Annotated in this window: 22 protein-coding genes; 9 read left to right on the forward strand and 13 right to left on the reverse strand. The window is 61.9% G+C overall.

The genetic code is table 11. The annotated features are described in order from the left end of the window. Positions 1–10: 10 nt before the first annotated feature. The 5 genes from J7U39_RS13275 to groES form a co-directional block, all read right to left on the reverse strand. Positions 11–2,221 (reverse strand): amylo-alpha-1,6-glucosidase, encoded by a 2,211-nt coding sequence (locus J7U39_RS13275; protein ID WP_210628606.1) that lies wholly within the window; start codon positions 2,219–2,221, stop codon positions 11–13. Positions 2,222–2,239: 18 nt separating this feature from the next. Continuing rightward, positions 2,240–3,334: a glycosyltransferase family 4 protein gene (locus J7U39_RS13280; RefSeq protein WP_210628607.1), complete on the reverse strand. Its 1,095-nt coding sequence runs from the start codon at positions 3,332–3,334 to the stop codon at positions 2,240–2,242. Between the two features lie 86 nt (positions 3,335–3,420). After that, positions 3,421–3,843 carry a hypothetical protein gene (locus J7U39_RS13285; protein ID WP_210628608.1) on the reverse strand — a complete coding sequence of 141 codons (423 nt, stop codon included), beginning with the start codon at positions 3,841–3,843 and terminating at the stop codon, positions 3,421–3,423. Between the two features lie 94 nt (positions 3,844–3,937). Further along, the gene (groL, locus tag J7U39_RS13290; protein ID WP_210628609.1) at positions 3,938–5,566 is read right to left on the reverse strand and encodes a chaperonin GroEL; all 1,629 of its coding nucleotides are present in this window, start codon (positions 5,564–5,566) and stop codon (positions 3,938–3,940) included. A gap of 49 nt (positions 5,567–5,615) precedes the next feature. After that, positions 5,616–5,930: a co-chaperone GroES gene (gene groES, locus J7U39_RS13295; RefSeq protein ID WP_210628610.1), complete on the reverse strand. Its 315-nt coding sequence runs from the start codon at positions 5,928–5,930 to the stop codon at positions 5,616–5,618. A gap of 281 nt (positions 5,931–6,211) precedes the next feature. Between groES and J7U39_RS13300 the strand changes: the two genes are divergently transcribed. Continuing rightward, positions 6,212–6,484, forward strand: coding sequence for an usg protein (locus J7U39_RS13300; RefSeq protein ID WP_168294277.1), 273 nt, complete (start codon positions 6,212–6,214; stop codon positions 6,482–6,484). Positions 6,485–6,547: 63 nt separating this feature from the next. Here the strand turns inward: J7U39_RS13300 and J7U39_RS13305 are convergent, their stop codons facing one another. From J7U39_RS13305 to J7U39_RS13320, 4 genes are all read right to left on the reverse strand, one after another. Further along, entirely contained in the window at positions 6,548–7,249 is a 702-nt protein-coding gene (locus J7U39_RS13305; RefSeq protein ID WP_210628611.1) for a pentapeptide repeat-containing protein, read from the reverse strand. 173 nt (positions 7,250–7,422) lie between these two features. Continuing rightward, positions 7,423–7,938 carry a GNAT family N-acetyltransferase gene (locus J7U39_RS13310; protein WP_210628612.1) on the reverse strand — a complete coding sequence of 172 codons (516 nt, stop codon included), beginning with the start codon at positions 7,936–7,938 and terminating at the stop codon, positions 7,423–7,425. Positions 7,939–8,050: 112 nt separating this feature from the next. Continuing rightward, entirely contained in the window at positions 8,051–8,719 is a 669-nt protein-coding gene (locus J7U39_RS13315; RefSeq protein ID WP_210628613.1) for a hemolysin III family protein, read from the reverse strand. Positions 8,720–8,880: 161 nt separating this feature from the next. After that, on the reverse strand, positions 8,881–9,300 hold the full coding sequence (locus J7U39_RS13320; RefSeq protein WP_210628614.1) for a universal stress protein: 420 nt from the start codon (positions 9,298–9,300) through the stop codon (positions 8,881–8,883). Between the two features lie 187 nt (positions 9,301–9,487). Here J7U39_RS13320 and J7U39_RS13325 point away from each other — a divergent pair, with 187 nt between their 5' ends. Together J7U39_RS13325 and J7U39_RS13330 are read left to right on the forward strand one after the other, a co-directional pair. Continuing rightward, complete coding sequence (locus tag J7U39_RS13325; RefSeq protein ID WP_210628615.1) at positions 9,488–9,580, forward strand: twin-arginine translocation signal domain-containing protein; 93 nt, start codon at positions 9,488–9,490, stop codon at positions 9,578–9,580. Beyond that, a complete protein-coding gene (locus J7U39_RS13330; RefSeq protein WP_210628616.1) occupies positions 9,577–10,437 on the forward strand; it encodes a VOC family protein in 861 nt (286 codons plus the stop codon). Before J7U39_RS13325 ends, J7U39_RS13330 begins: the two co-directional genes overlap by 4 nt. 7 nt (positions 10,438–10,444) lie before the next feature. Here the strand turns inward: J7U39_RS13330 and J7U39_RS13335 are convergent, their stop codons facing one another. Continuing rightward, positions 10,445–10,828, reverse strand: a complete 384-nt coding sequence (locus tag J7U39_RS13335) for a hypothetical protein (RefSeq protein ID WP_210628617.1) — start codon at positions 10,826–10,828, stop codon at positions 10,445–10,447. Between the two features lie 217 nt (positions 10,829–11,045). Here J7U39_RS13335 and J7U39_RS13340 point away from each other — a divergent pair, with 217 nt between their 5' ends. Together J7U39_RS13340 and J7U39_RS13345 are read left to right on the forward strand one after the other, a co-directional pair. Next, positions 11,046–12,212 carry an AI-2E family transporter gene (locus J7U39_RS13340; protein WP_210628618.1) on the forward strand — a complete coding sequence of 389 codons (1,167 nt, stop codon included), beginning with the start codon at positions 11,046–11,048 and terminating at the stop codon, positions 12,210–12,212. 18 nt (positions 12,213–12,230) lie between these two features. Further along, on the forward strand, positions 12,231–13,523 hold the full coding sequence (locus J7U39_RS13345) for an FAD-dependent oxidoreductase (protein ID WP_210628619.1): 1,293 nt from the start codon (positions 12,231–12,233) through the stop codon (positions 13,521–13,523). Between the two features lie 54 nt (positions 13,524–13,577). Here J7U39_RS13345 and J7U39_RS13350 read toward each other — a convergent pair whose 3' ends face one another. Beyond that, the gene (locus J7U39_RS13350) at positions 13,578–14,363 is read right to left on the reverse strand and encodes a polysaccharide deacetylase family protein (RefSeq protein WP_210628620.1); all 786 of its coding nucleotides are present in this window, start codon (positions 14,361–14,363) and stop codon (positions 13,578–13,580) included. A gap of 101 nt (positions 14,364–14,464) precedes the next feature. Further along, on the reverse strand, positions 14,465–14,854 hold the full coding sequence (locus J7U39_RS13355) for a DUF930 domain-containing protein (protein ID WP_064801273.1): 390 nt from the start codon (positions 14,852–14,854) through the stop codon (positions 14,465–14,467). 254 nt (positions 14,855–15,108) lie between these two features. Between J7U39_RS13355 and J7U39_RS13360 the strand changes: the two genes are divergently transcribed. Beyond that, positions 15,109–17,217: a S9 family peptidase gene (locus J7U39_RS13360; RefSeq protein WP_210628621.1), complete on the forward strand. Its 2,109-nt coding sequence runs from the start codon at positions 15,109–15,111 to the stop codon at positions 17,215–17,217. Positions 17,218–17,257: 40 nt separating this feature from the next. Then, the gene (locus tag J7U39_RS13365; RefSeq protein WP_210628622.1) at positions 17,258–17,782 is read left to right on the forward strand and encodes a DUF1697 domain-containing protein; all 525 of its coding nucleotides are present in this window, start codon (positions 17,258–17,260) and stop codon (positions 17,780–17,782) included. 34 nt (positions 17,783–17,816) lie between these two features. Here J7U39_RS13365 and J7U39_RS13370 read toward each other — a convergent pair whose 3' ends face one another. After that, on the reverse strand, positions 17,817–19,274 hold the full coding sequence (locus J7U39_RS13370) for an MFS transporter (RefSeq protein ID WP_210628623.1): 1,458 nt from the start codon (positions 19,272–19,274) through the stop codon (positions 17,817–17,819). Positions 19,275–19,533: 259 nt separating this feature from the next. Here J7U39_RS13370 and J7U39_RS13375 point away from each other — a divergent pair, with 259 nt between their 5' ends. Together J7U39_RS13375 and J7U39_RS13380 are read left to right on the forward strand one after the other, a co-directional pair. Further along, a complete protein-coding gene (locus J7U39_RS13375) occupies positions 19,534–21,036 on the forward strand; it encodes a protein adenylyltransferase SelO (RefSeq protein ID WP_210628624.1) in 1,503 nt (500 codons plus the stop codon). A gap of 141 nt (positions 21,037–21,177) precedes the next feature. Then, the gene (locus J7U39_RS13380; RefSeq protein ID WP_210628625.1) at positions 21,178–23,517 is read left to right on the forward strand and encodes a glucose/quinate/shikimate family membrane-bound PQQ-dependent dehydrogenase; all 2,340 of its coding nucleotides are present in this window, start codon (positions 21,178–21,180) and stop codon (positions 23,515–23,517) included. Positions 23,518–23,527 lie beyond the last annotated feature (10 nt).

Raw genomic sequence — 23,527 nt, forward strand, 5'->3', positions numbered from 1 at the left:
CGGTCCTTCATCAGGCCGTGGTGAGCACGCTGACATTGCCCTGTCGATTGATGACATCGACCACGACCTGGTGTCTCGACCGGCGGATGGCCACGTCAGCCGAGCAATTGCCGATCAGCAGGCGCTGTAAGATCACCTCATCGAGGAAAGAAGGAAGCCGCGGCACGCTGAAGCTGATCTGCAAACTATTCGGATCGAAGTCGAGACCGAGGCAGGATTCCAGCAGCGACAAAGGGGCTGCTGCTGCCCATGCTTGCGGCGAGCAGGCAACCGGATAAGAGGTCGGTCCGCGTGCGCGCTGACGCGGCAGGCCGCAGAGCAGTTCGGGAAGCCGCCGCAGGTCGATATAGGTCGCAGCGGCAAACAGCCCCTCGAAGATTCGCGCGGCTTCGGCGCGATAGCCATAGCGGGCAAGACCACTGGCGATCATGGCATTGTCATGTGGCCAGATCGAGCCATTGTGGTAGCTCATAGGATTGTAACGTGCTTCGGTCGAGGGAATCGTCCGGATGCCCCAGCCACAGAAGGACGACGCATTCATAAGGGTGCGGGTCACCTGTGCGACCCGTTCGGGATAAGCAATACCGGTGAACAGAGCGTGGCCGGCATTGGAGGATCGGACCCGGCAAGGCCGTTTATCCCCGTCGAGAGCCAACACATAGGTGCCGAGTTCCTCATCGAAGAAGCTCATGTCGAAGGCGCGGCGCAGTCCCTCCGCGCGCGCGAGAAAGCTCGCCGCGCGTTCCGGCTTGCCCCTCCACCGGAAGATTTCGGCAGCACTTTGCCAAGCGCCGTAGACATAGGCCTGGACTTCGGCGATCGCGATCGGGCCTCGGGCCAATGTGCCATCGGCATGGAAGACCGAGTCGTTGCTATCCTTCCACGCCTGATTGATCAGTCCTTCTTCCGTCAGCCGCCCGTATTCGACGAAGCCGTCTCCATCGCGATCCCCATGTTCGTCGATCCAGGTCAGTGCCGCTTCGACATGCGGCAGGATACGGTCGATGGTCGCAAGATCACCGGTTCGTTTGAGATAGTCGCCGGCCAGCATCACGAAGAGCGGCGTCGAGTCGATGCTGCCGTAGTAACGCCGGAATGGAACCTCGCCGAGTTCGGCCATTTCGCCGCAACGCACTTCGTGCAGGATCTTGCCCGGCTCGGCGTCTGAAGCAGGATCGACGTCCGTCGCCTGATTGGCTGCAAGATGACCGAGAACCCCGCGGGCGATCTCCGGATCGAGCCAAAGCGTCTGAAGCGCCGTGATCAGGGCGTCGCGGCCGAAAACAGTGCTGAACCAGGGAATACCAGCATAGGGATAGGGGCCTTCCGGCTTGTCGGTGATCAGCATGTAAAGATCGGAGGCGCTGCGTCGCGCGACTTCGTTGAAGATCTCGTTGGAGGTTGTGACCGACGCCGCGCGCGAGGAGGAGGCACGCAACGCGCGGCGGGCATCCCGCAAGGTAAGGAAGAAGGAAAGACGGCTCAGTCGATCGGCGGACGTATGGTCGCAGGCGATCTGGATGAAGAGCGATTTGGTCTCGTGCGGCTCCAGATGGAGGTCATAAGTGACGAGATCGCTACGAACCTCGGCCGGTTCCGGCATGAAGGAAAGGCGCGTCGACCGCTTGCGACCGTCCAGGCCGATATAGGAAAGCAGGATCCAATCCTGTTCTACGACGGCGGGAAGATGGCGCCCTCGCCTTGCCCTTGCGGTGCCGCGGACTTCAAAAAGATCGGCGAAATCGGCCCCGAACGAGATCTGAATGCGAACTTGTTGCCGCCGCTCGTCATAATTCCTCACAGCCAGCCGTTCATAACAACTGGCATTCCAGAGAAAGCGCGATCTGCGCAGATGAATCACGTCATGGCCCAGAACCAGCCTTCCTTTCTCATCGAACTGATCAGGATTGGTGAGATCGCAGGTCAGCGTCGCATTGTCGTCCCGCAGCGTCGACGACAGCAGCATCGGCCGCTGTTCGTTGATCGTCAGGTAAAGATGCGAGAGATGACGAGTGTCCCGGTGAAAAAGGCCTTCCGGGCTGCCGGGACCGGAAAGAGCATCGCCATTATGGTCGAAGACGGCGAAAGTATCGCCGTGCTTCAATGTACGCGGCCGGCGCTCCTGCAGCGATGCGGCGGCCGGAATGAAGAACTGAGCGACGGGCGCCACCACGCCTGACGATGCTGTGGCGGGGTTGCTGTCCGCAGATACGTTCGACATGGTCTCCTCCTCCTTGCCTCAGGCGACAGCCTGCAGGTCGAGCGCTTGACCATTCGACCGGCGGAGGGGCGCGGCTTTGATGCGAACGCCCGGCAGGTTGCGATAGATGTCGAGATAGTCGCACGCCATTCGCTGTGCGGTGAAGCGCTTTTCAAACGCGGCCCGCACCTTGCGCCGATCGAGGCGCAGCGCCCATTCGACATTTTCGGCCGCCTCGGTGACGCTGTCGACCAGGATGCCGGAGATGCCATTGTCAATGACCTCGGGAACCGAGCCACAGCCGAAAGCGATGACCGGCGTGCCGCAGGCCATGGCCTCGATCATCACCAGCCCGAAGGGCTCCGGCCAGTCGATCGGGAAGAGCAGAGCGCCTGCATTTCCGAGGAAGTCAGCTTTCTCACGTTCGTCGATCTCGCCGATAAATTCTACATGCGGATGGCTCTTAACGATCGGCTCGATGACGGTTTCCCAATAGACCTTGTCGGCATTATCGATCTTGGCGGCGATCTTCAGAGGCATGCCGACTTTTGCCGCGATCTGAATGGCTCGGTCGGGGCGCTTTTCCGGAGAGATCCGACCAAGGAAGGCCAGGTAGTTACCCCTAGGGTTCTCCGTGAATGGAAGAAGATCGGCCGGGAGACCATGATAGACCGTCCCGCGCCAGTCGACTGGTGGCATCGGGTGACGCTGATCATTGGAGATCGACACCAATGGAATATCGGGGAAAGCGGCGTAGAACGGCTTGAGATCCGGCAAGTCGAGCCGCCCGTGCAGCGTGGTCACGGTGCGATCGGCGAAATCGCGGATCAGCGGGAAATGCAGCAGGTCGATGTGGAAATGCAGCACGTCGAACTCATGCGCCCGCCTCCGGATCTCCTCGAGCATCACGACCTGATGCGGTAGATGGTCCCTGACCGCAGGGTTGAGCCGCAAGGCGACGTCCGCACACGACACGAGTGTCGCCCGTGTGACGGAATCGCCGCTGGCAAAGAGCGTGACCTCATGTCCCTTTGCCACGAGTTCTTCAGTAAGGTAGGAAACGATCCGCTCCGTCCCGCCGTACAGCTTTGGGGGAACGCTCTCGGCGAGCGGTGCAATCTGAGCGATCTTCATCGGCAAAACTCCTCAGTTGAGCAAAGAGCCGTCGGCAAAAATCATGCCTGCGTCTTCGAGAGGCACACGGCAGGCCAGACGGAGAGTCAGGTTTCGAACAGCGGTCGGCGCCGTCCTCCTTTCCAATAGCTGCACAAGCAAAGGCCGGGAAATCGGGGGGTGGGTGGTTTTCGACGACGGGTCCTGTGGGAACTCAGGGAAGCGGACGTATCCTGCCTCGCGGATGGGCGATCGCCATTATCCAAAGCCTTCAGCGCTTCAAGGATCTCGTTATAGGATACAGCTCTTTCGGCCCCAGGGTAAAGGCGGAGGGCTGGTACGGATTCGACTGCGAAGATATCGGATGCCCATGAAGCGAGAATTGCCCGCTTCTCGTCGTTGTCGATCTCGGCGGCGGCAAGCACGTCACGCGGGTGACCGAAATGCTTCGCCGGATGAAGCAGATGCGCCGCACTGATAGCTGCCACGGCATTCTGCTGTATGGAATTGCTGATGTTTTCCTTTCTCATAGCTTGGCTCCATTGATGTCGACCGATGGAACTTGTTTCATTCGGTAGTGCGTAGCACGGCCCGCCCCGAGGGCAGAGCGGGCCGAGCGATCGCTTAGAAGTCCATGCCGGCGCCGGCGGGCATGGCCGGAGCAGCTTCCTTCTTCGGCTTTTCGGCGATCATCGCTTCCGTCGTCACCAGCAGGCCGGCAACCGAAGCTGCATCCTGAAGTGCGGTGCGAACGACCTTGGCCGGATCGATGACGCCCTGCGCGTAGAGATCGCCATATTCACCGGTCTGGGCGTTCCAGCCATAGGAAAATTCGCTCTTTTCACGCAGCTTGCCGACGATGATGGAGCCTTCGGCGCCGGCGTTTTCGGCGATCTGGCGAACCGGGGCCTCGATCGCCCGGCGCACGATTTCAACGCCGACCCGCTGGTCGTCATTGGCAGTCTTCAAATTGTCGAGCGCCTTGACCGCGCGCAGCAGCGCCACACCTCCACCGGGCAGGATGCCTTCCTCGACCGCCGCGCGTGTTGCATGCAGCGCGTCGTCGACGCGATCCTTCTTCTCCTTCACTTCGACTTCCGTCGAGCCGCCGACGCGGATGACGGCAACACCGCCGGCGAGCTTGGCAAGACGTTCCTGCAGCTTCTCGCGATCATAGTCGGAGGTGGTTTCTTCGATCTGCGCGCGGATCTGAGCGGTGCGACCGTCGAGTTCCGCTTTCGAACCAGCACCGTCGATGATGGTGGTATTTTCCTTTTCGATGGCCACCTTCTTTGCCCGGCCGAGCATATTGAGCGTCACATTCTCAAGCTTGATGCCGAGATCTTCGGAGATGACGGTGCCGCCGGTCAGGATGGCGATGTCTTCAAGCATGGCCTTGCGGCGGTCGCCGAAGCCAGGCGCCTTGACGGCAGCGATCTTCAGGCCGCCGCGCAGCTTGTTGACGACCAAGGTCGCAAGGGCTTCTCCTTCGACGTCTTCAGCAATGATGAGGAGCGGCTTGCCGGACTGAACCACGGCTTCGAGAACCGGCAGCATCGACTGCAGGTTCGACAGCTTCTTCTCATGAATGAGGATATAGGGATCCTCCAGTTCGACCCGCATCTTGTCCTGATTGGTGACGAAATAGGGGCTCAGATAACCGCGGTCGAATTGCATGCCTTCGACGACCTCGAGTTCGGTTTCGGCAGTCTTGGCCTCTTCAACGGTGATGACGCCTTCGTTGCCAACCTTCTCCATTGCTTCGGCAAGGTAGCGGCCGATCTCGGAATCACCATTGGCGGAGATCGTGCCGACCTGGGCAATTTCGGCATTGTTGGAGATCTTGCGGGCGTTAGTTTTCAGTTCCGCGACGACAGCGTCGACGGCGAGATCGATGCCGCGTTTCAGGTCCATCGGGTTCATGCCGGAGGCGACCGCCTTGGCGCCCTCCTTGACAATCGCCTGGGCGAGCACCGTCGCAGTCGTGGTGCCGTCGCCGGCGAGGTCGTTGGTCTTCGATGCGACTTCGCGCAGCATCTGCGCGCCCATGTTTTCGAACTTGTCTTCGAGCTCGATTTCCTTGGCAACCGAAACGCCGTCCTTGGTGATGCGCGGCGCGCCGAAGGACTTGTCGATCACGACGTTACGGCCTTTCGGGCCCAGCGTCACCTTCACGGCATTGGCCAGCACATCGACCCCACGCAGCATGCGTTCACGGGCATCGCTATGAAATTTCACTTCTTTCGCAGCCATTCTTTCACTCCTTCAATAGGCAGCTTTTTGACTCATGCGCGGACATGCCTCAGGCGGCGATCTTTTCGGCCGCCTGGGCTTCAATAATGCCCATGACATCGCTTTCCTTCATGATCAGCAGGTCCTCGCCGTTGATCTTGATCTCAGTGCCGGACCACTTGCCGAACAGAACGCGATCGCCGACCTTGACGTCGAGCGCCTGGATCTGGCCGGCCTCGTTGCGTGCACCGGGACCGACGGCGATGACCTCGCCTTCCTGCGGCTTTTCCTTGGCAGTGTCGGGAATGATGATGCCGCCCTTGGTCTTTTCCTCGGAATCGACGCGGCGGACGAGAATGCGATCATGAAGCGGTCGGAACGACATGTTTTCCTCCAATGGACAAACAATAGTGATGTTATTCCCCTGGCCGGACCGGATGACCAGTCCGGGCGGGTGCAAAACCTCGATCGAGCGTTCTGCGCGCAATGATCTGGTTTTGCGGTTTTTCCATTTCAAGAGGGCGCCATAAAAAAATTAGCACTCGTGCGAAGTGGCTGCTAACATCCTGTAAAGGAACAATAAACACGGTGGACGCGTTTCAGAAATCCGTTGATGGCTGCAAAATTTTGCGCCACCTTTCGAGCGTCACGAAACGGAGATGAAGTATGCGATTTTCCTCAGATCTGGAACGTCAGCTGAACGGCTATGGGCTGACCACTGCACATATCCTCTATCGCATTCCTGATTTTGAATCCGTGTTGCAGACCTATGTCTGGCAGGATTACGATCTTGCCCCGGACTTTCCGGAGATGCATAAGTTTCTCGAGTTCTGGCAGTCCTCCCTCGACGGGCCGTTGCATTCTGTTCGCTACACCCACCAGCGGCTGATCGGGCCGAACGAGTGGCGCCGCGTCATGGGCGAGTTCAAACTCCACTAAGTCGAACCGAACCATCCCAGAGAGACGTGCGTGTTGCCATAGGCGTATAGTGTCGCCTGGTAATCACTCGTGCTCAGCCGGACAAGGCCATGTCGGCGGCGCCGAGAGGCCGGCGGGCAGTTTGGTCGAGGCGTCACCGCAGGCGAGGTCGATCTGTGCCTGTTCGAGCCCGGCGGCAGCCGAGAGGTCGAGGCCTTCGATGCGAGTCAAGAACATGAAGGCGCGCTCGAAGATTAACGGGCCTTCGAAGGTGGCGTGGGAAAGGTCAGCGCGGGAGAGATTGGCGAAAGAGAATTTCACCCCCGTCAGCACCGCCTTGTCGAAATCGGCGCGGCCGAGTTCGGCCTTTTCGAAGCTCGCGCCGGAGAGCCGGGCGCCGGCAAAATTGGCGCGCTGCAGCTCGGCGCCGGCAAAGGAAGCGCCTTCGGCGGCAATATTGGCGAAGCTGGCGCGATAGGCCTCGACCTTGGCGAAGTTGGCCCCTTCGGCATGTGACCCCTCAAGCGAGGCCCGCACCAAGCTCGCCTTTTCCAGATTGGCGGATTTGAAATTCGAACCGCTGAGATCGGTCAGCGAGAAATCGGTGCTGAAGAGATTGGCGCCTTGGAGGTCACTGCCCTGCAACATCAGGTTTTTCTTCGTGCATTCCTGCCAGTCGAGCTTCGGCGAGGCCGTGCTGCCACAATCGGCAGCACGCGAGGAAATCGGAGCAGCGGCGAGAAGAAGGAAGGCAAGGAGGCCGAGCGGCGATCTATGCATTACCATTGAACTGTTGAACTCCATGACGCTTATCACGCCGCCTCTCGCGAAGCAGGCGGCCTCTCTTTTCTACACAGCTCAGAATACAATAAAAAGATAGTGACCGCTCCGGCAATGATTTGCCGGTCACTCCGTCCGGCAAGCGCTCATCCTCCGTCGGCCTTGCCCGAGCAAGTAGGTCAATCGGCCTCGCCGGGCAGGCGAAGCTCCATGCAGGTGAGGTCCAGCCAACGGCCGAACTTGGTGCCGACCTCGGAAAATCTGCCGACAATACGGAAGCCGAGCTTTTCGTGCAGCCGGATCGAGGCGGTGTTGTCGGCCTCGATGCCGGCGATCATCACATGGATATTGGCGGCCGCCGCACGCGCAATCAATTCGCGCATCAGGGCCTCGCCGATGCCGGCGCTGCGATGATCTTTCTCGACATAGACGGAATGCTCGACCGTGTGGCGATAGCCCTCGAAGGCGCGCCAGTCGCCATAGGAGGCATAGCCCGCGACCTTACCCGACTTGTCGGCGACGATGACCGGAAAGCCGCGGCCGTTGCGCGCGCTCAGCCATTCCCGTCGGTTTTCGAGATCGACGAGCGTCTCGTTCCAGATCGCCGTCGTGTGCTCGACGGCATGATTGTAGATATCCCGGATGGCGGGAAGATCGGCTTCGGTGGCGTCGCGGAGGAGGACGGCGTCTGTCATGATGACCCGGTTCGGATTGACTGCGCGGGTTGGCATACGCCGCAGTTCGAAAGATGTAAACGGCTGATACGGCAGAGAAAGGCTTGCGGAACGGTCTCGGGCAGGCCGCAGCTCAGAAGCCCGGCATTGGCAGGCTGAAACAAGCGAAGACGGCGGAATAATGCACGGCCGCTGCAATGACGACGAAACCGTGCCAGATGGCGTTCTGGAAACGCAGTTTCTCCCAGACATGGAAGATGACGCCGAGTGAATAGATGACGCCGCCGATAATGATCAGCAGCATCGAAGCGGAGGGAATGCGCGCGGCGACGGGCCCCGCCACCAGCACGCCGCTCCAGCCCATGGCGAGGTAAAGCAGGATGGCGAGACGGTCGTAGCGCCCGGGAAAGGCGCATTTCAGGACGATGCCGACGGCAGCGAACAGCCATATCGCCACCAGCATGAAGAAGAGCAGCGGATCGTCGGCGCCGCGCTCGAGGAAAGGCGTATAGGTGGCGGCGATCAGGATGAAGATCGCCGAATGATCGAAGCGGCGCAGGAACCATTTGGTGCGCGAGACCGGCCAGACATTGTAGGAAAAGGAGATGGCAAGCGTCAGCACCAGTCCGACGCCATAGATCCAGGCGGCGGCGAGCGCGCCGTGGGAGCTCCAAACCGTGGCGTAAAAGATCAGAGCGGTGGCGCCGATCAGCGCCAACACGAGACCGACGCCATGGACGATGCCGTCGGCGATCAACTCGTATCTGTCGTAAGCCCAGCGAATGCCGTTGAACTCGGCCATGCACGCCAACCCGTTTCGTACCCGATTGCGATGGTCGCACCGAACTGGCGGGGGCGCAACTGCGGCGCATCGCGCGGGCAGTAAATCTTCGTGACAGACCGCGCGAGGTCTGCCCCGCCTCGACGACTGGGAAGAGCACTCGAAAATGGAGCGGCGAAGATTCAGATCTTCTGCCGCTCGACCAGCACTGAACACTTGGCGTGCCGTACGACGCGGTCGGCCGTGGCGCCGATAAAATAGTTGGAAAAATCCGGAATATGCGAGGCGAGGATGATGAGGTCGGCGCCGTAGCTTTCGGCGGCCGCGATGATGGCCTTGGCCGGCGGGCCGTTGCGGATGTCGATCGTCGCCGCGATCCCGGTTGCGGCGACCAGCGCTTCCAGCTTCTCGCGGCCGTCCTTCATGGCGTCCTCGAGCATATTGGCTGGCAGTTCGATCGCAACATAGGTCGGCACATCCTCGACGACGTTGAGCGCGACAATCTGGCCGCCCGCGTCGAGCAGCGAGGCGGCCTTGCGGAGAATGTTCTCTCCCCTGTCGAGGCTGCCGAGCGCGATCGCCACTATGATTTTCCTGTACATGGCTTCCCTCCATGACTGAGATGCATAAGCTTGCTCAGATGAAGATACGGGCGCATTGACTCCGATCAAGCCGGTGCAGGTCATCGTCAACATCTGCTCAACGCTTCATCCTCAAAAACAAGCCTTCTGTGAAAAATCCGGATAGACCATATAGAGATCAAGTACGGCAACCGAGGAGACCAGGCGCATGAACCGGCGAGACTTCCTCGGATTTGCCACGGGCGGCATGGTTGCCGCCACCGCCGGTACGCTTCAACTGCAGAGGCAGGAGACCCATTGATGACAGAAACATCCTATGCGCTGACGCGGCCTGCTCACATCGACCAGTCGCATCTCGTCGTTACCGACCTCGGCCTGGTTTCCGGCTTCTATCAGTCGATGCTCGGCCTGAAGGTCATCGAGAAGACGACGAGCGGCGAAGTGCTGGGGGTCGGGGGTCATCCGCTGCTGACGCTAACGACGGCAAAGGACGCGACAGTCGCGCCGCGGAATGCCGCAGGCCTTTTCCACACAGCCTTCCTGATGCCCGATCGCACCGAACTGGCGCGCTGGCTGCGTCAAGCCGCCCACAACAATGTCGTGCTCGACGGCGCCTCGGACCATCTCGTCAGCGAGGCGATCTATCTTTCCGACCCCGAGGGCAACGGCATCGAAATCTATGCCGACCGGCCGCACGAGCAATGGAAATTCCATCAGGACGGCATGGTCGAAATGGCGACGCGGCGTCTGGACCTGCAGGCGCTCTACGACAGCGCGCCCAGTGATCGCTGGGACGGCATGGCTGAGGGAACGGCGATCGGCCATCTGCACCTGCAGGTCGGCGATATCCCGCAGGCCGACGCCTTCTACCGGGACGTGCTCGGCCTCAAGCTGATGGCCCGTTATCCCGGCGCGAGCTTCTTTGCGACCGGCGGTTATCACCACCATCTCGCCGCCAACATCTGGAACAGCCGAGGCGCCACCGCCCGCGCCGACAATATGACCGGGCTTTCCGACTACCGGATCCGTTTCAACGATAAGGCGACGCTCGACGCGGCGGTCTCCAGGTTCGACGCGCTGGAGATCAACAGCGAGAAGCGCGATGGCGGCGTCTTCCTCAAAGATCCCTGGGGCATCGGCCTGACGCTTTCGTCCTGAGCCTGTGCTATTGGACCTTCTCGGTTCCTGATGGCGTCGTCACCTGCGTCGGTCCGCCGCCGTTTCCGCTCGGCGTTGGCGACCGGTCTGTCGCTTCGGGCGGTCGTGCAGGGCCGGAGGCCGGGTCGTTGTTGAAGGCGCCGGGACCGGAGGGCTGCGTGTTGATCGGATCCGCCCTGGTCGAAGCCGTCGCGGTCGGATCATTGTTGCCGGGGTTTGGCCAGATCGCAACGCTCACGCCGGCAATGATGAGAACTGCCGCGCCCGCCGCAAGAACGGTCCAGACCCACCAACGCCGCTGATCGGCGGCTTTCAACCTCGCCTCGTCCGCATAAGGGGGATCGGTCGAATAGGTCTCGGTGGTTTTCGTCTGATCGGGATCTGCAATCATGAGCACTCTCCTTCCGAGACCGAACGCCAGCGCCTGCGAGGTTGTTCCGGCGGCAGGATCAAATCGGCGCGAGCCGAAGAAGGAGCGGACACTTCCGCGATCAGCGCCCTTGCCTGCAGGCGGACTGATGTCTTTACGACAGCGCCATGGCCGCGGAACCGGAACCGCATCAGCGCGTTTTTGTGGCGAAGCAATGGGGCTTCGGGGACCTCACCACATGGGCATCGCCAACGGCATCCGCAAACACGCAAAGAAGATCGCCATCGGCGAACGCCAAACCAGCGCCTGGGCTCAGTCGTTGCAGGAGGCAGCGGAGGAACTGCCGTCGCCGCCGGTGCATCGGCTTGAGAAGGACGGGCTCGACATCAGCATGGCCTGGGCGATCATCGGCATTTTCGCCATCCTCGGCCTTGCCGCCGTCTACATGATGTCGCTGATTCTTATTCCGGTCACCCTTGCCGTCGTCGTCGGCATGATCCTCGGCCTCGCCGCTGAAAACCTCAGTAAAATGGGTGTGCCAAGGCTTGCCAACGCTTTCCTTCTTTCAAGCGGAGTCGCTTTGGTCATCGTCCTGCTGGTCAGTTCGCTTGCCGATCCGCTGGCGACGCTTGCGAACGAAGCCCCCGCCTTCATCGAGCGGATGATCAGCCGCATCATGCCCTATCTGGAGCGCATCGAATGGCTGCACATCACGCCGGCGACATTCGAAAGCGGGCCGATGTCGATTGGCGCGCTGCTCGAAAACACCGGCAACGTGCTGCATGTGGTGACAACCAGCCTGACGCCGGCACTGATACAGGGGCTGATCTTCTTCGCCGCGTTGCTGCTCTTTCTTGCCAGCCGCGTCAATCTGCGCAAGACCATCATCATGACCTTCCGCACCCGCCCGCAGCGGCTGGCGGCGATCCGCGTCATCAATGGCGTCGAGCAGGTGCTCGGCTTCTATTTCGCCACCGCCTCGCTGATCTATGTCGGGCTTGGCGTCGTCATGACCGTCATCGCCTATGCAAGTGGGCTGTCGGCGCCGGTGCTCTGGGGCTTCTTCGCCTTCCTGTCGAGCTTCATCCCCTATCTCGGCATCACGCTGATGACGCTTTCCGTCGCGATCGCCGGGATCATCACCTATGACGGCTTCATCGTCGGTCTGGTGCCGGCGGCCGCCTTCTTCACGGTGCATCTCGTCATGGAGAACCTGATCTTCCCGGCGGTGATGGGGCGGCGGCTTGAAATCAATCCCTTTATCGTCTTCCTCGCCATCCTGTTCTGGACCTGGATGTGGGGGGCCGTCGGCGCAATGCTGGCGCTGCCGCTGTCGCTGATCGTCATGACCATCATCGAGGAACTGCTGATCGAGGAAAAACCGCAGCCGCAATTGCCGAAGTAATCACGCGAGGAGACATAAGTGGCGTCCGATCTCGATCTCGACGAATCCGATCATGACCAGATGGTCAGCGGCCATTCGCTCTGGGGAAAGAATGCCATACGTCCGCAATGGCGGCCGATGGCGCAGAGCTTTTCGACCGATGTCGCGGTGATCGGCGGCGGCATCACCGGCGCGCTGATCGCAGATCATCTGACGGCGCGTGGCTTTTCCGTTGTTATCATCGACCGGGAAGAGCCGGGCTTCGGCAGCACCGCCGCCAGCACCGCGATGCTGCAATGGGAAATCGACAGCACGCTCACACAGCTCGAGGCCTATTACGGCTTCGAACGAGCGGCGGGAATCTATCGCCGCAGCGCCGCTGCCGTCGCCGGTCTTTCGAAGCTGATCGCAGCGAACGGAGTGGCCTGCGGCTTCCGGCCGCGCAACACGCTTTATCTCGCCTGCAATCTGGAAGGCGCCCGCGACCTCAGGGAAGAGCGCCAGCTTCGCCGACGGGCGGGCCTGCCCGGCGTCTATCTCGAACATCCCGATCTCTTCACGCAATTCGAGCTCGATCGGGATGGAGCGATCTATTCGCCGGGTTCGGCGGAAGCCGATCCGCTGCTGCTCACCTGGGCGCTGATCGCGATGGCCATCAGGCGCGGCGCGCAGCCGGTCAGCGCCTCCGTGACCGCACTGCACAGCGAAGGCGATCGCGTGACGGCGGAGACGGACGGCGCCTATGTCATCGAGGCGCGGCATGTCGTGCTGGCGACCGGCTATTCGATGCCGGGCCTCGACATGCCGAAGCTGCACCGCACACGTTCGAGCTGGGCCTTCGCCACCGTGCCGCAGAACCCCGCCACGTTCTGGCGCGACAGGGCTTTGCTATGGGAGGACAGCCATCCCTACCTCTACATGCGCACGACCGCGGACAATCGCATCGTCGCCGGCGGCGAGGACGACGGTACGACCGATGCCGCAGCGCGGGACCGAAAGTTGCCGGCCAAGATCAGCGCCGTCCAGGAGAAGATGAAGCGGTTATGGCCGAGAGTCGATACCCGCATCGCCCATGCCTGGGGCGGAACCTTCGGCGAAACGGCCGATGGCCTGCCGCTGATCGGCCCGACGCCCGGGATGCCGCATGTCTTCGCCGCCCACGGCTATGGCGGCAACGGCATCACCTTCTCCTATCTCGCCGCCCAGATGGTCGGGGCGATGATTGCTGGGATTCATCGCGACTGGTTCGAGGATTTCGCGCTCGACCGGGAAGGACCAGGGATACGGCGGTTTGGTGACGATAGGTTGGGGACTGGGGATGCGTTGCGGTAGAGGCTTCGCTTTGGCTATTGTGCCGTGCCACACGGTACACCTTCAACCGCAGCTCTATTCCGTCGTCTTGTCGTCGCCCATATCCTCGACATCCTCCAGACGAACGAACTCCGCGCCCTTCATCTTGAGATCAACCAGCGCCTTTGCCACTCCCTCCCCGGCCGCATGGGTCGGCTGATTGATGTGGGAGATGACGACATCGCCGTCCTTGGCCGAGGCGATGCGTTTTTCGGTGATGACAGCGCCGAGCAGCGAGCCACCGTCGCCGTTCACCGAGTAGCCGGCGATGCGATAGCCCATGGCGCGGATCTCGCCGATGGCAGAAAGATCGTATTTGGCCGTGGAGCCGCGGAACCAGTGCGGTGCGGGAATGCCGGATGCGACCATGGCGGCGGCGCCGCCTTCGACTTCCTGCTTCACCGCCTGCGGCGAGCCGGCCGAGGCAATGCCATAGACGAGCATCGGCGTATCGATGGCCGGAATATGGTTCTCGCCGTGGTTTTCGATCTCGAAGAGATTGGGATTCTGCAGGAAGACGGCAAGGGCTTGCGGGTTGCGCTTCAGCCAGCGGGCGGTGACGAAGATCGTTGCCGGAATGCGCTCGCGCACCAGAGTCGAAAGGATGCGTTCGTCCGCCTGCCCCATGCAGGCGTCGAAGGTGAGCGCGATGCGGGCATGGCCCGCTATGTTGGAACGGGCGATATGCAGATGCGGCTCGACAAGTTTGATCGCCGGCGCCTTCGAGAGCGGAGCAGCTGGCGGCGCCAACGACAACTCGTCCGCCGATGCGGCTGAGATCGCGGCCAGAAGGAACGCCGAAACGACGAGGATGCGGTTCATATCAGGGCTTCTAAGGTTCGATCCGGCGATTCTAGCGGGTATTTTTGCATGGCGCCATGTGGCCGGATGTCACCGCAGTAGCCCGGACGGATGCAGCAGCATCAATCGTAGAGATAATATTTGTCCCATTTCTCGCGCGGCACTTTCTCGCCGATCTGATAGTCGAGTTCGCGCACGTTGATATGCTGCGGGCCGGTGATGCAATTGTAGGAAAGATGATACCAATCACCCTTGCTGCGGAAGACCGCGCCCGGCGCCTGCAGCGAATTGTCGCCGGCGATCGGGTCCTTGAAGGTATAGGCGATCACCTTGTCGGGCTTGAAGCCGGTGCTGTCATTGTTGATCCGGCTCATCGCTTCCGTGTCGCAGCTCTGTTCCAGGCGGGTGGAGGGATCAAGTTTTTCCAGCTGCTTCTTGATGGCCGGGTCGACGGCAAAAGCGGGGGCAGCCAAGCCGGCCAGGGATACAAACAGGAGAAGGCGTTTCGGCATTGCGGAGGAAATCCCTTACTGTTGTACAGTCTTCATCCTGCCACCGGCGGCTTGCCGGGGGCTGGGCACGTGCAAAATTCGCTCTGTGATAGCGGACCTCCTTAAATATTGTGGTGACATCAAGGCAGGGCGAGCGGTGCCGTCTCCTCGGCTGTGGAAGGCCGTCTGCACCCCTGGCACAGCCTAGCCGCTTGATCCGGCGACGGCGCGCCTCTATCTCTTGCCAACCCGACATTCCCACCGGAGCCAATTCCTTGTCCGTTTTCAAGAGCCTGCCGACACCGCCCGCCGCACCGAAAAAGCCCCTCTCCGATACGCGCCACGGCATTACCCGCACGGATGACTATGCCTGGCTGCGCGCCGATAACTGGCAGGCGATGTTCAAGGATCCGTCGATCCTCGACCCCGAGATCCGCCGGCATCTCGAAGCCGAAAACGCCTATATGAACGCAGCGATGGAAGACACCAAGCCGCTGCAGAAAGCGCTGTTTTCTGAAATGCGCGGCCGCATCAAGGAAGACGACAGCTCGGTACCGATGAAGGATGGCGCCTATGCCTATGGCACGTTCTATGTCACCGGCGGCGAACAGCCGCGCTATTTCCGCATTCCCCGTGACGGCGACGTTGCCGACGAGACGATCCGCACGGTGCTGCTCGACGGCGACAAAGAAGCCGCCGGCAAGGCCTATTTCCGCCTCGCCGGCCTCGACCATTCGAGCGACCACAGCCGCGGCATCTGGGGCTATGACGACAAGGGATCGGAGTTCTTCACGCTGAAGGTGCGCGATCTCGCGACCGGGGAAGATCTTACGGACCGGATCGAGAATACCGGCGGCGGCGGCGTCTGGGCGCCAGACGGCAAGAGCTTCTTCTATTCAGCGCTCGACGAGAACCACCGGCCGTCGAAGGTCTTCCACCATATTGTCGGCCGGCCGCAGTCGGAAGACCGGCTGGTCTATGAGGAAGCCGATGCCGGCTTCTTCATGGGCGTCGGCGGCTCGCTGCTCGACGACTTCATCTATATCGATATTCACGACCATGAAACGAGCGAATACCGGCTGCTGTCGACCAAGGACCTGACGGCCGAGCCGAAGCTGGTGGCTGCGCGCGAGGAAGGCATCGAATATTCGCTGACAGAAGGCGGCGATGTCTTCTACATCCTGACCAATGACGGCGGCGCCAAGGATTTCAAGATCATGGAAGCGCCGGTCGACAATCCGGTCAAGGAAAACTGGCGCGAAGTCGTCGCCCATAAGCCCGGGACTTTGATCATCAGCCACATGGCCTATGCCCGCCACCTCCTGTGGCTGGAGCGCAAGGACGGGCTGCCGCGGATCATGATCCGCGACCGGGCGACCGGCGAGGAACATGCGATCGCCTTTGCGGAAGAAGCCTATTCACTGGGGCTTTCGGGCGCGGCGGAATACGATACGGATGTCATCCGGTTCTCCTATTCCTCGATGACGACGCCGTCGCAGCTCTACGACTATAATATGGTGACGCGCGAGCGCACATTGTTGAAGACGCAGGAAGTGCCCTCCGGCCACAATCCCGACGACTACGTCACCCGCCGCGTCTTCGCCCCGGCCTGGGACGGCGAGAGAGTACCGGTCACCCTGCTCTATCGCAAGGATACGCCGCTCGACGGCTCAGCACCCTGCCTGCTCTACGGCTATGGCGCCTACGGCATTACCATTCCGGCCGGCTTCAACACCAATTGCCTGTCGCTTGCCGACCGCGGCTTCGTTTATGCCATCGCCCATATCCGCGGCGGCAAGGACAAGGGCTTTGCCTGGTACGAAGACGGCAAGATGGATAAGAAGACGAACACGTTCAAGGACTTCGTCGCCGCGGCGGATTATCTGAATCAACAGAAGTTCACCTCTTACGCGAAGATCATCGCCGAGGGCGGATCGGCCGGCGGCATGCTGATGGGCGCCGTCGCCAACATGGCGCCGGAGAAGTTCGCCGGCATCATCGCCGCCGTTCCCTTCGTCGACGTGCTCAACACCATGCTCGACGACACTCTGCCGCTCACCCCGCCGGAATGGCCGGAATGGGGCAACCCGATCGACAGCAAGGAAGAATACGAGCAGATCGCCGCCTATTCGCCCTATGACAATGTCGGCGCAAAACCCTACCCGCCGATCTTGGCGCTCGGCGGCCTGACGGACCCGCGCGTCACCTATTGGGAACCGGCCAAATGGGTGGCGAAACTGCGCGACAAGACAACCGGCGAAGCGCCGATCCTGCTCAAGACCAATATGGACGCTGGCCATGGCGGCGCTTCGGGGCGCTTCCAGCGGCTGGAAGAGATCGCGTTCGAGTATGCGTTTGCGATCAAGGTGGCGGGGAAGATGTGAGGGTTGGGGCATGCCACACGGCACAGCCCAGGAGACAGAAATGCCCGTCTATATCGCCCTCCTCCGCGCCATAAACGTCGGCGGCACCGGGTCGCTGCCGATGGCTGAACTAAGATCGATCTGCGAGGGCCTCGGCTTTACCGACGTGAAAACCTACATCCAGAGCGGCAATGTGCTGTTCCGCTCGGATGCGTCCGAAACGGCAGTCGAGGAAAAGCTCGACGCGGCGCTCGGACAGAAGATGGGCAAGCGGCCGGGCGTGATGGTGCGCAGCCGGAAAGAACTCGAGGCGATTGCCGCCGACGCGCCCTTCCCCGACGCCAAGCCGAGTTTCCTGCTCGTCTACTTCCTGCCCGAAAAGGCGTCCGGCGATGCGCTTGACAAAATGGTGGCGCCCGATGGCGAGGAGGCGAAGCTGGCCGGACGGGAGATCTATGTGCATTATCCCAATGGGTCCGGTCGCTCGAAACTGAAGCTGCCGGCGCTGAAGCCCGGGACCTCGCGCAATCTCAACACCGTGCGCAAGCTCGCGGAAATCGCGGCTGACATGGAGGATAAGGACTGAAGGCTGGCTCAGAATTTGATTCAAGCGACGCGCGTCAAGCCTTTGTTTCTCCAGGCACCTTTATCCCTCTGGCCTTATAGCCGCTGATCTCCTCGCCAGCGGTCGGCGAGAAACGCAGGTTCCAGACGGTAGCGGTGATCGAGATGATGGTGACGACGATGAAGGCGGTGGAGAAATCGACCAGCGACGGCGTTTCGACATTGTTGAAGGCCATCGAACCGTGCAGCGCCAAGGCCCCGATGCAGATGCCGAGCGACAGCATCAGCTGCTGAAAGGTGGTGTAGAAGCTGGTGGCCGAGCTCATCCGCTCCTTTTCGATCTCGTCATAGGCGATGGTGTTGTAGGCGGTGAACTGGAACGACAGGAAGAAGGCGCTGAGCACCAGGACGACGAAAATCAGCGGCATCGGCCAATCCGGCCGGAAGGCGGCGCAGAGGGCATAACCGGCCGTGCCGAGAATGCCGTTGACGACGAGGCTTCTGCGGAAGCCGAGCCGCCTGAAAACAAACCGCGCCATCGGTTTCATGGCGAGCGCGCCGAGCGCGGTTGATATGACGATCTGGCCGGCCGCAGCCGCCGACAGGCCGAATCCGATCTGGAAGAGCAGCGGCAGCAGGAAAGGCTGCGCACCCTGGGTGATGCGCGTCAGCGAACCGGCGATGACCGAGGTGCCGAAGCTCGGCACCTTCATCAGCGAAAAATCCATGATCGGCGATGGATGCCTGCGGGCATGCCTGAGATAGGCGAGGCCGAAGAGCAGGCCGACTGATATCAGGAAGATCGAGAAAGCGCCCTCGCCTTCATGGCTCGACATTTCGAAGCCGAAGAGCAGCGAGCCGAGCGAGATGCCAGAGAGGATGAAGCCGATCGTATCGAAGGGGCCGGGCGCCTTGCCCTTCACCTCGTCGATATAGATCGAGACGAAGATCATGCCGATAATGCCGACCGGCACGTTGATGTAGAAGATCCAGCGCCAGTCAAGATAGGTAACGATGAAACCGCCGAGCGGCGGGCCGACGATCGGGCCGATCAGCGCGGGCACCAGCAGCCAGGACATGGCGCTGACCATATCCTTGCGGTCGACGCTGCGCATCAGCACCAGCCGGCCGACCGGCATCATCATTGCGCCGCCCATGCCCTGCAGCAGCCGGGCCAGGACCAGGAAGGGCAGCGTCGGCGCGAGCGCACAGAGAATGGAGCCGATGACGAAGACGGCAATCGCCGCCCTGAAGACAGTGCGCGAACCGAAACTGTCGGCCATCCGGCCGCTGGCCGGAATGAAGATCGCCAGGCTGAGGAGATAGGAGGTCAGTGAGATCGACATGGCCGGGGCGCTGACAGCGAAATCGCGAGCCATGGTGGGCAGCGCGGTCGCCAGCACGGTCGCATCGATATTTTCCATCAGCATCGCACTCGCGACGATCATCGCGATCACCCGGAAATTGGGCGCGGCGCGCCGAACCATCGGCGCCTGGTAAATCTGATCCGACATCGTCCGGAATCACTCACGGTGGCGCGGCGGAGCAGAGGAAGCAGCAAGGCCGCGGGGATGACATGGCGCAGGGCCAAGGGGAGACGATCTGCTATACGCCCGAGATCATGGCGGGGCTATGTCCTTTATGGCAAAGCAGCTTTGACGAGAGGTAAAAGCGGATCACGATTCCTTGCATCGGCGCGATCTGCGTGACGGCCGATCGATCCGGCCGCAAGACCGGCTTGCACGCGGGGCACCCCGGCCCTACCTATGAACAATGACCTCGACCCCGCAGAAAATCCGGTCCGGCGCGGCCTTTCCGTTCGACAACAGCTATGTCGGCTTGCCCGAGCGCTTCTTTGCGCCGCAAACGCCGACACCGGTAACCGAACCTTGGCTCATCAAGCTGAACGAGCCGCTGGCCGCCGAGCTCGGGCTTGACGTCGACGCGCTGCGTCGCGACGGCGCGGCGATCTTTTCCGGCAATCTCGTTCCCGAAGGGGCCGAACCGCTGGCGATGGCCTATGCCGGGCACCAATTCGGCGGCTTCTCGCCGCAGCTCGGCGATGGGCGGGCGATCCTGCTCGGGGAGGTGGTCGACCGCAGCGGCAATCGTTTCGACATCCAGCTGAAGGGCGCCGGACCGACGCCTTTTTCGCGGCGCGGCGACGGGCGGGCGGCAATCGGACCGGTGCTCAGGGAATACATCATAAGCGAGGCGATGTTCGCGCTCGGCATTCCCGCCACCAGGGCTCTGGCGGCCGTGACGACGGGCGACCCGGTCTATCGCGAAGAGGTGCTGCCAGGCGCCGTCTTCACCCGGGTCGCGGCAAGCCATATCCGGGTCGGCACTTTCCAGTATTTCGCGGCGAGAGGCGACACCGACGGTGTGCGGGCCCTCGCCGACTATGTGATCGACCGGCACTATCCCGCACTGAAGGCGGCCGAAGAACCTTATCTCGCGCTGTTCTCGGCAATCGCGGAGCGCCAAGCGGCGCTGATCGCCCGCTGGCTGCATGTCGGCTTCATCCATGGCGTGATGAACACGGACAATATGACGGTTTCCGGCGAGACGATCGACTTCGGCCCCTGCGCCTTCATGGATGTCTATAACCCTGCGACCGTGTTCTCGTCGATCGACCAGCATGGCCGTTATGCCTATGCCAATCAGCCGGCCATCGGCCAGTGGAACCTTGCCCGACTCGGCGAAACGCTGTTGCCGCTGATCGATACCGAGCCGGACAAGGGGGTCGACAAGGCCAATGCGGTGATCCGGGCCTATGGCGAGCGGTTCCAGGCTGCGTGGCTGGCCGGCATGCGCGATAAGATCGGCCTTGCCGGTCAAGAGGACGGCGATCTCGACCTCGTCCAGGCGCTGCTGTCGCTGATGCAGGCGCAGGGCGCCGATTTCACCCTGGCCTTCCGGCGGCTCGCCGATCTTGCCGGCGACGACGGCGCGGAGCCCGCTTTTGCCAGGAGCTTCCGGGAACCGGAGGCCTGTCGGCCCTGGCTGATGCAGTGGCGCGAGAGACTGTCGCGCGATCCGCAGACGGCGGTCGAACGCGCCAGCGCCATGCGCCGCGTCAATCCAGCCTTCATTCCCCGCAATCACCGGGTCGAACAGGCGCTCGAGGCCGCGGTCGAGCGCGGCGATTTCTCGCTGTTCGAGGCGCTGCTGACCGTGCTGTCGAAGCCCTACGAAAACCAGCCGGATTTCACCGCCTATATGGAACCTCCGAAGCCGGAGGAACGGGTGCTGCAGACTTTCTGCGGGACGTAAGCGGCTTCAATACAACCGTACCGTGACACCCGCCTGCGGCAAATGCAGCCGTTGAATAGCATCTCCCTCGCTCTATCTGCCTGACCGGCGGTACTTTTCCGCTGATCCCCCACCCGGCTAACCCAAGCGGGAGACAGCCTTATGGCGCTCGTCATCACCTCCATTCTCTTCATCATCATCGGGGTCGCGCTCGGTGGCGGGGGGCTCTGGCTCATCACGCTCGGCGGCAGCATCTTCTATCTGTTTGCCGGCCTGATGTTCCTCATCACCGCCGGACTACTGTTAATGCGCAAGGCGGCGGCGCTCTGGGTCTATGCGGTGCTCGTCGTCGCAGCGCTCGCCTGGGCGGTCTGGGAGGTCGGTTTCGACTGGTGGCAACTCGGTCCGCGCGGCGGCGTCATCATCCTGCTCGGCCTCTGGCTGCTGACGCCGTGGATCCGCCGGCCGCTCGGCTTTCGCAGCCCGACCGGCATCACCTACGGCGCCAATCCATGGCCGCTCGCCGTGCCCGTCATTCTCGCCATCCTCGTCGCCGTCTATTCGATGACGACGGACCCGCACGATCTGGCCGGCGATCTGCCGAAGGATGCGGCCGCCGCCACCCCCGCCCTCGGCGGGAACGTGCCCGACGGCGAATGGCATCAATATGGCCGCACGCCCTTTGGCCAGCGCTATTCGCCGCTCGACCAGATCAATGTCGAGAATGTCTCGACTCTGAAGGAAGCCTGGCGATATCAGACCGGCGACGTCAAACGGCCGGAGGATATCAGCGAGACGACCTATCAGGTGACGCCGCTGAAGGTGAAGGACACGCTCTATCTCTGCACGCCGCATAACTGGGCGATTGCGCTCGACGCCAAGACCGGCAAGGAGAAATGGAAATACGACGCCAATTCGGGCATGAATCCCAACCGGCAGCACCAGACCTGCCGCGGCGTCACCTATTATGCCGATCCTGATGTCGCCGCCGGCCAGCCCTGCGCCGAGCGTGTCTATCTGCCGACCTCAGACGCCCGGCTGATCGCGCTCGATGCGGCCGACGGGAAGATCTGCACCAGCTTTGCCGATCAGGGCGTGCTGCATCTGGAAACCGGCATGCGCTTCAATCCGGCCGGCTATTATTATTCGACCTCGCCGCCGGTCGCGGTGGCCGGCAAGATCATCGTCGGCGGGGCGGTGAACGATAATTATTCCACCGAGGAGCAGTCCGGCGTCATCCGCGCCTTCGACGTCAGGACCGGCGCGCTGATCTGGAACTGGGACTCCGGCAACCCGGACGTAACGACGCCGATCGCCGATGGCCAGACCTATACGACCAATTCGCCGAACAGCTGGTCGGTCTTCAGCGTCGATGAGGCGCTCGGCATGGTCTATATCCCGCTCGGCAACCAGGTGCCCGACCAGATCGGCATCGGCCGCAGCGACAATGTCGAGAAATTCTCTTCTTCGATCGTTGCGCTCGATATCGCCAGCGGCCAGCTGCGCTGGGTGCGCCAGACGGTGCATCACGACCTCTGGGACATGGATGTGCCGGCCCAGCCGGCGCTGATCGACCTGACCAAACCCGACGGCAGCGTGGTTCCTGCCCTCGTCGGCCCGACGAAGCAGGGCGATCTCTATGTGCTCGACCGGCGCAGCGGCGAGCCGATCATCCCGGTCAAGGAAATCCCGGCGCCCGGCGGCGCGGTCACCGGCGATCATACCTCGCCGACGCAGCCGATCTCCGACCTCACCTTTTCGCCCGAGCCGCTGAAGGAAAAGGACATGTGGGGCGTGTCGCTGTTCGACCAGCTCCTCTGCCGTATCGACTTCCACCGCTACCGCTATGAGGGCCGATACACGCCGCCGTCTCTCGGGGGAACGATCGTCTACCCCGGCAATTTCGGCACTTTCAACTGGGGCTCGGTGGCGGTGGATCCGGAGCGGCAGATCATGTTCGGCATGCCGACCTATCTCGCCTTCACCTCGCGCCTGGTGCCGGCGGCCGACATTCCGCCGCGAGGCCAGGACGAGAAGGGCAGCGAACAGGGGCTCAACCGCAATGACGGCGCGCCTTACGGTGTCTTCATGGGTCCCTTCCTCGGGCCGATGCAGATCCCCTGCCAGGCGCCGCCTTGGGGCTATGTCGCCGGCGTCGATCTGCGCACCGGCAAGATCGCCTATATGCACAAGAACGGCACGGTCCACGACATGACGCCGCTGCCGCTGCCCTTCAAGGTCGGCGTGCCCGGCATCGGCGGACCGATGCTGACCAAGGGCGGCGTCGCCTTCCTCGGTGCGGCGGTCGACAATTATCTTCGCGCCTACGACGTGACGAACGGACGCGAGCTCTGGCGGGCGCGCCTTCCGGCCGGCGGCCAGGCAACGCCCATGACCTATACGACCGACGACAACAAGCAATATGTCGTCATGGTCGCCGGCGGCCACGGCTCGGTCGGCACCAAGCCCGGTGATTATGTGATCGCCTACACGCTGCCGTGATGGGAGAGGC

It is taken from the genome of Rhizobium sp. NLR16a (assembly GCF_017948245.1).
Taxonomy (GTDB): Bacteria; Pseudomonadota; Alphaproteobacteria; order Rhizobiales; family Rhizobiaceae; genus Rhizobium.

What these genes read in the sequence shown, in the direction of transcription:
- J7U39_RS13275 (WP_210628606.1), bottom strand. Translation starts at nt 2,221, where the DNA reads ATGTCGAACGTATCTGCGGACAGCAACCCCGCCACAGCATCGTCAGGC.
- J7U39_RS13280 (WP_210628607.1), bottom strand. Translation starts at nt 3,334, where the DNA reads ATGAAGATCGCTCAGATTGCACCGCTCGCCGAGAGCGTTCCCCCAAAG.
- J7U39_RS13285 (WP_210628608.1), bottom strand. Translation starts at nt 3,843, where the DNA reads ATGAGAAAGGAAAACATCAGCAATTCCATACAGCAGAATGCCGTGGCA.
- groL (WP_210628609.1), bottom strand. Translation starts at nt 5,566, where the DNA reads ATGGCTGCGAAAGAAGTGAAATTTCATAGCGATGCCCGTGAACGCATG.
- groES (WP_210628610.1), bottom strand. Translation starts at nt 5,930, where the DNA reads ATGTCGTTCCGACCGCTTCATGATCGCATTCTCGTCCGCCGCGTCGAT.
- J7U39_RS13300 (WP_168294277.1), top strand. Translation starts at nt 6,212, where the DNA reads ATGCGATTTTCCTCAGATCTGGAACGTCAGCTGAACGGCTATGGGCTG.
- J7U39_RS13305 (WP_210628611.1), bottom strand. Translation starts at nt 7,249, where the DNA reads ATGGTAATGCATAGATCGCCGCTCGGCCTCCTTGCCTTCCTTCTTCTC.
- J7U39_RS13310 (WP_210628612.1), bottom strand. Translation starts at nt 7,938, where the DNA reads ATGACAGACGCCGTCCTCCTCCGCGACGCCACCGAAGCCGATCTTCCC.
- J7U39_RS13315 (WP_210628613.1), bottom strand. Translation starts at nt 8,719, where the DNA reads ATGGCCGAGTTCAACGGCATTCGCTGGGCTTACGACAGATACGAGTTG.
- J7U39_RS13320 (WP_210628614.1), bottom strand. Translation starts at nt 9,300, where the DNA reads ATGTACAGGAAAATCATAGTGGCGATCGCGCTCGGCAGCCTCGACAGG.
- J7U39_RS13325 (WP_210628615.1), top strand. Translation starts at nt 9,488, where the DNA reads ATGAACCGGCGAGACTTCCTCGGATTTGCCACGGGCGGCATGGTTGCC.
- J7U39_RS13335 (WP_210628617.1), bottom strand. Translation starts at nt 10,828, where the DNA reads ATGATTGCAGATCCCGATCAGACGAAAACCACCGAGACCTATTCGACC.
- J7U39_RS13340 (WP_210628618.1), top strand. Translation starts at nt 11,046, where the DNA reads ATGGGCATCGCCAACGGCATCCGCAAACACGCAAAGAAGATCGCCATC.
- J7U39_RS13350 (WP_210628620.1), bottom strand. Translation starts at nt 14,363, where the DNA reads ATGAACCGCATCCTCGTCGTTTCGGCGTTCCTTCTGGCCGCGATCTCA.
- J7U39_RS13355 (WP_064801273.1), bottom strand. Translation starts at nt 14,854, where the DNA reads ATGCCGAAACGCCTTCTCCTGTTTGTATCCCTGGCCGGCTTGGCTGCC.
- J7U39_RS13365 (WP_210628622.1), top strand. Translation starts at nt 17,258, where the DNA reads ATGCCCGTCTATATCGCCCTCCTCCGCGCCATAAACGTCGGCGGCACC.
- J7U39_RS13370 (WP_210628623.1), bottom strand. Translation starts at nt 19,274, where the DNA reads ATGTCGGATCAGATTTACCAGGCGCCGATGGTTCGGCGCGCCGCGCCC.
- J7U39_RS13375 (WP_210628624.1), top strand. Translation starts at nt 19,534, where the DNA reads ATGACCTCGACCCCGCAGAAAATCCGGTCCGGCGCGGCCTTTCCGTTC.
- J7U39_RS13380 (WP_210628625.1), top strand. Translation starts at nt 21,178, where the DNA reads ATGGCGCTCGTCATCACCTCCATTCTCTTCATCATCATCGGGGTCGCG.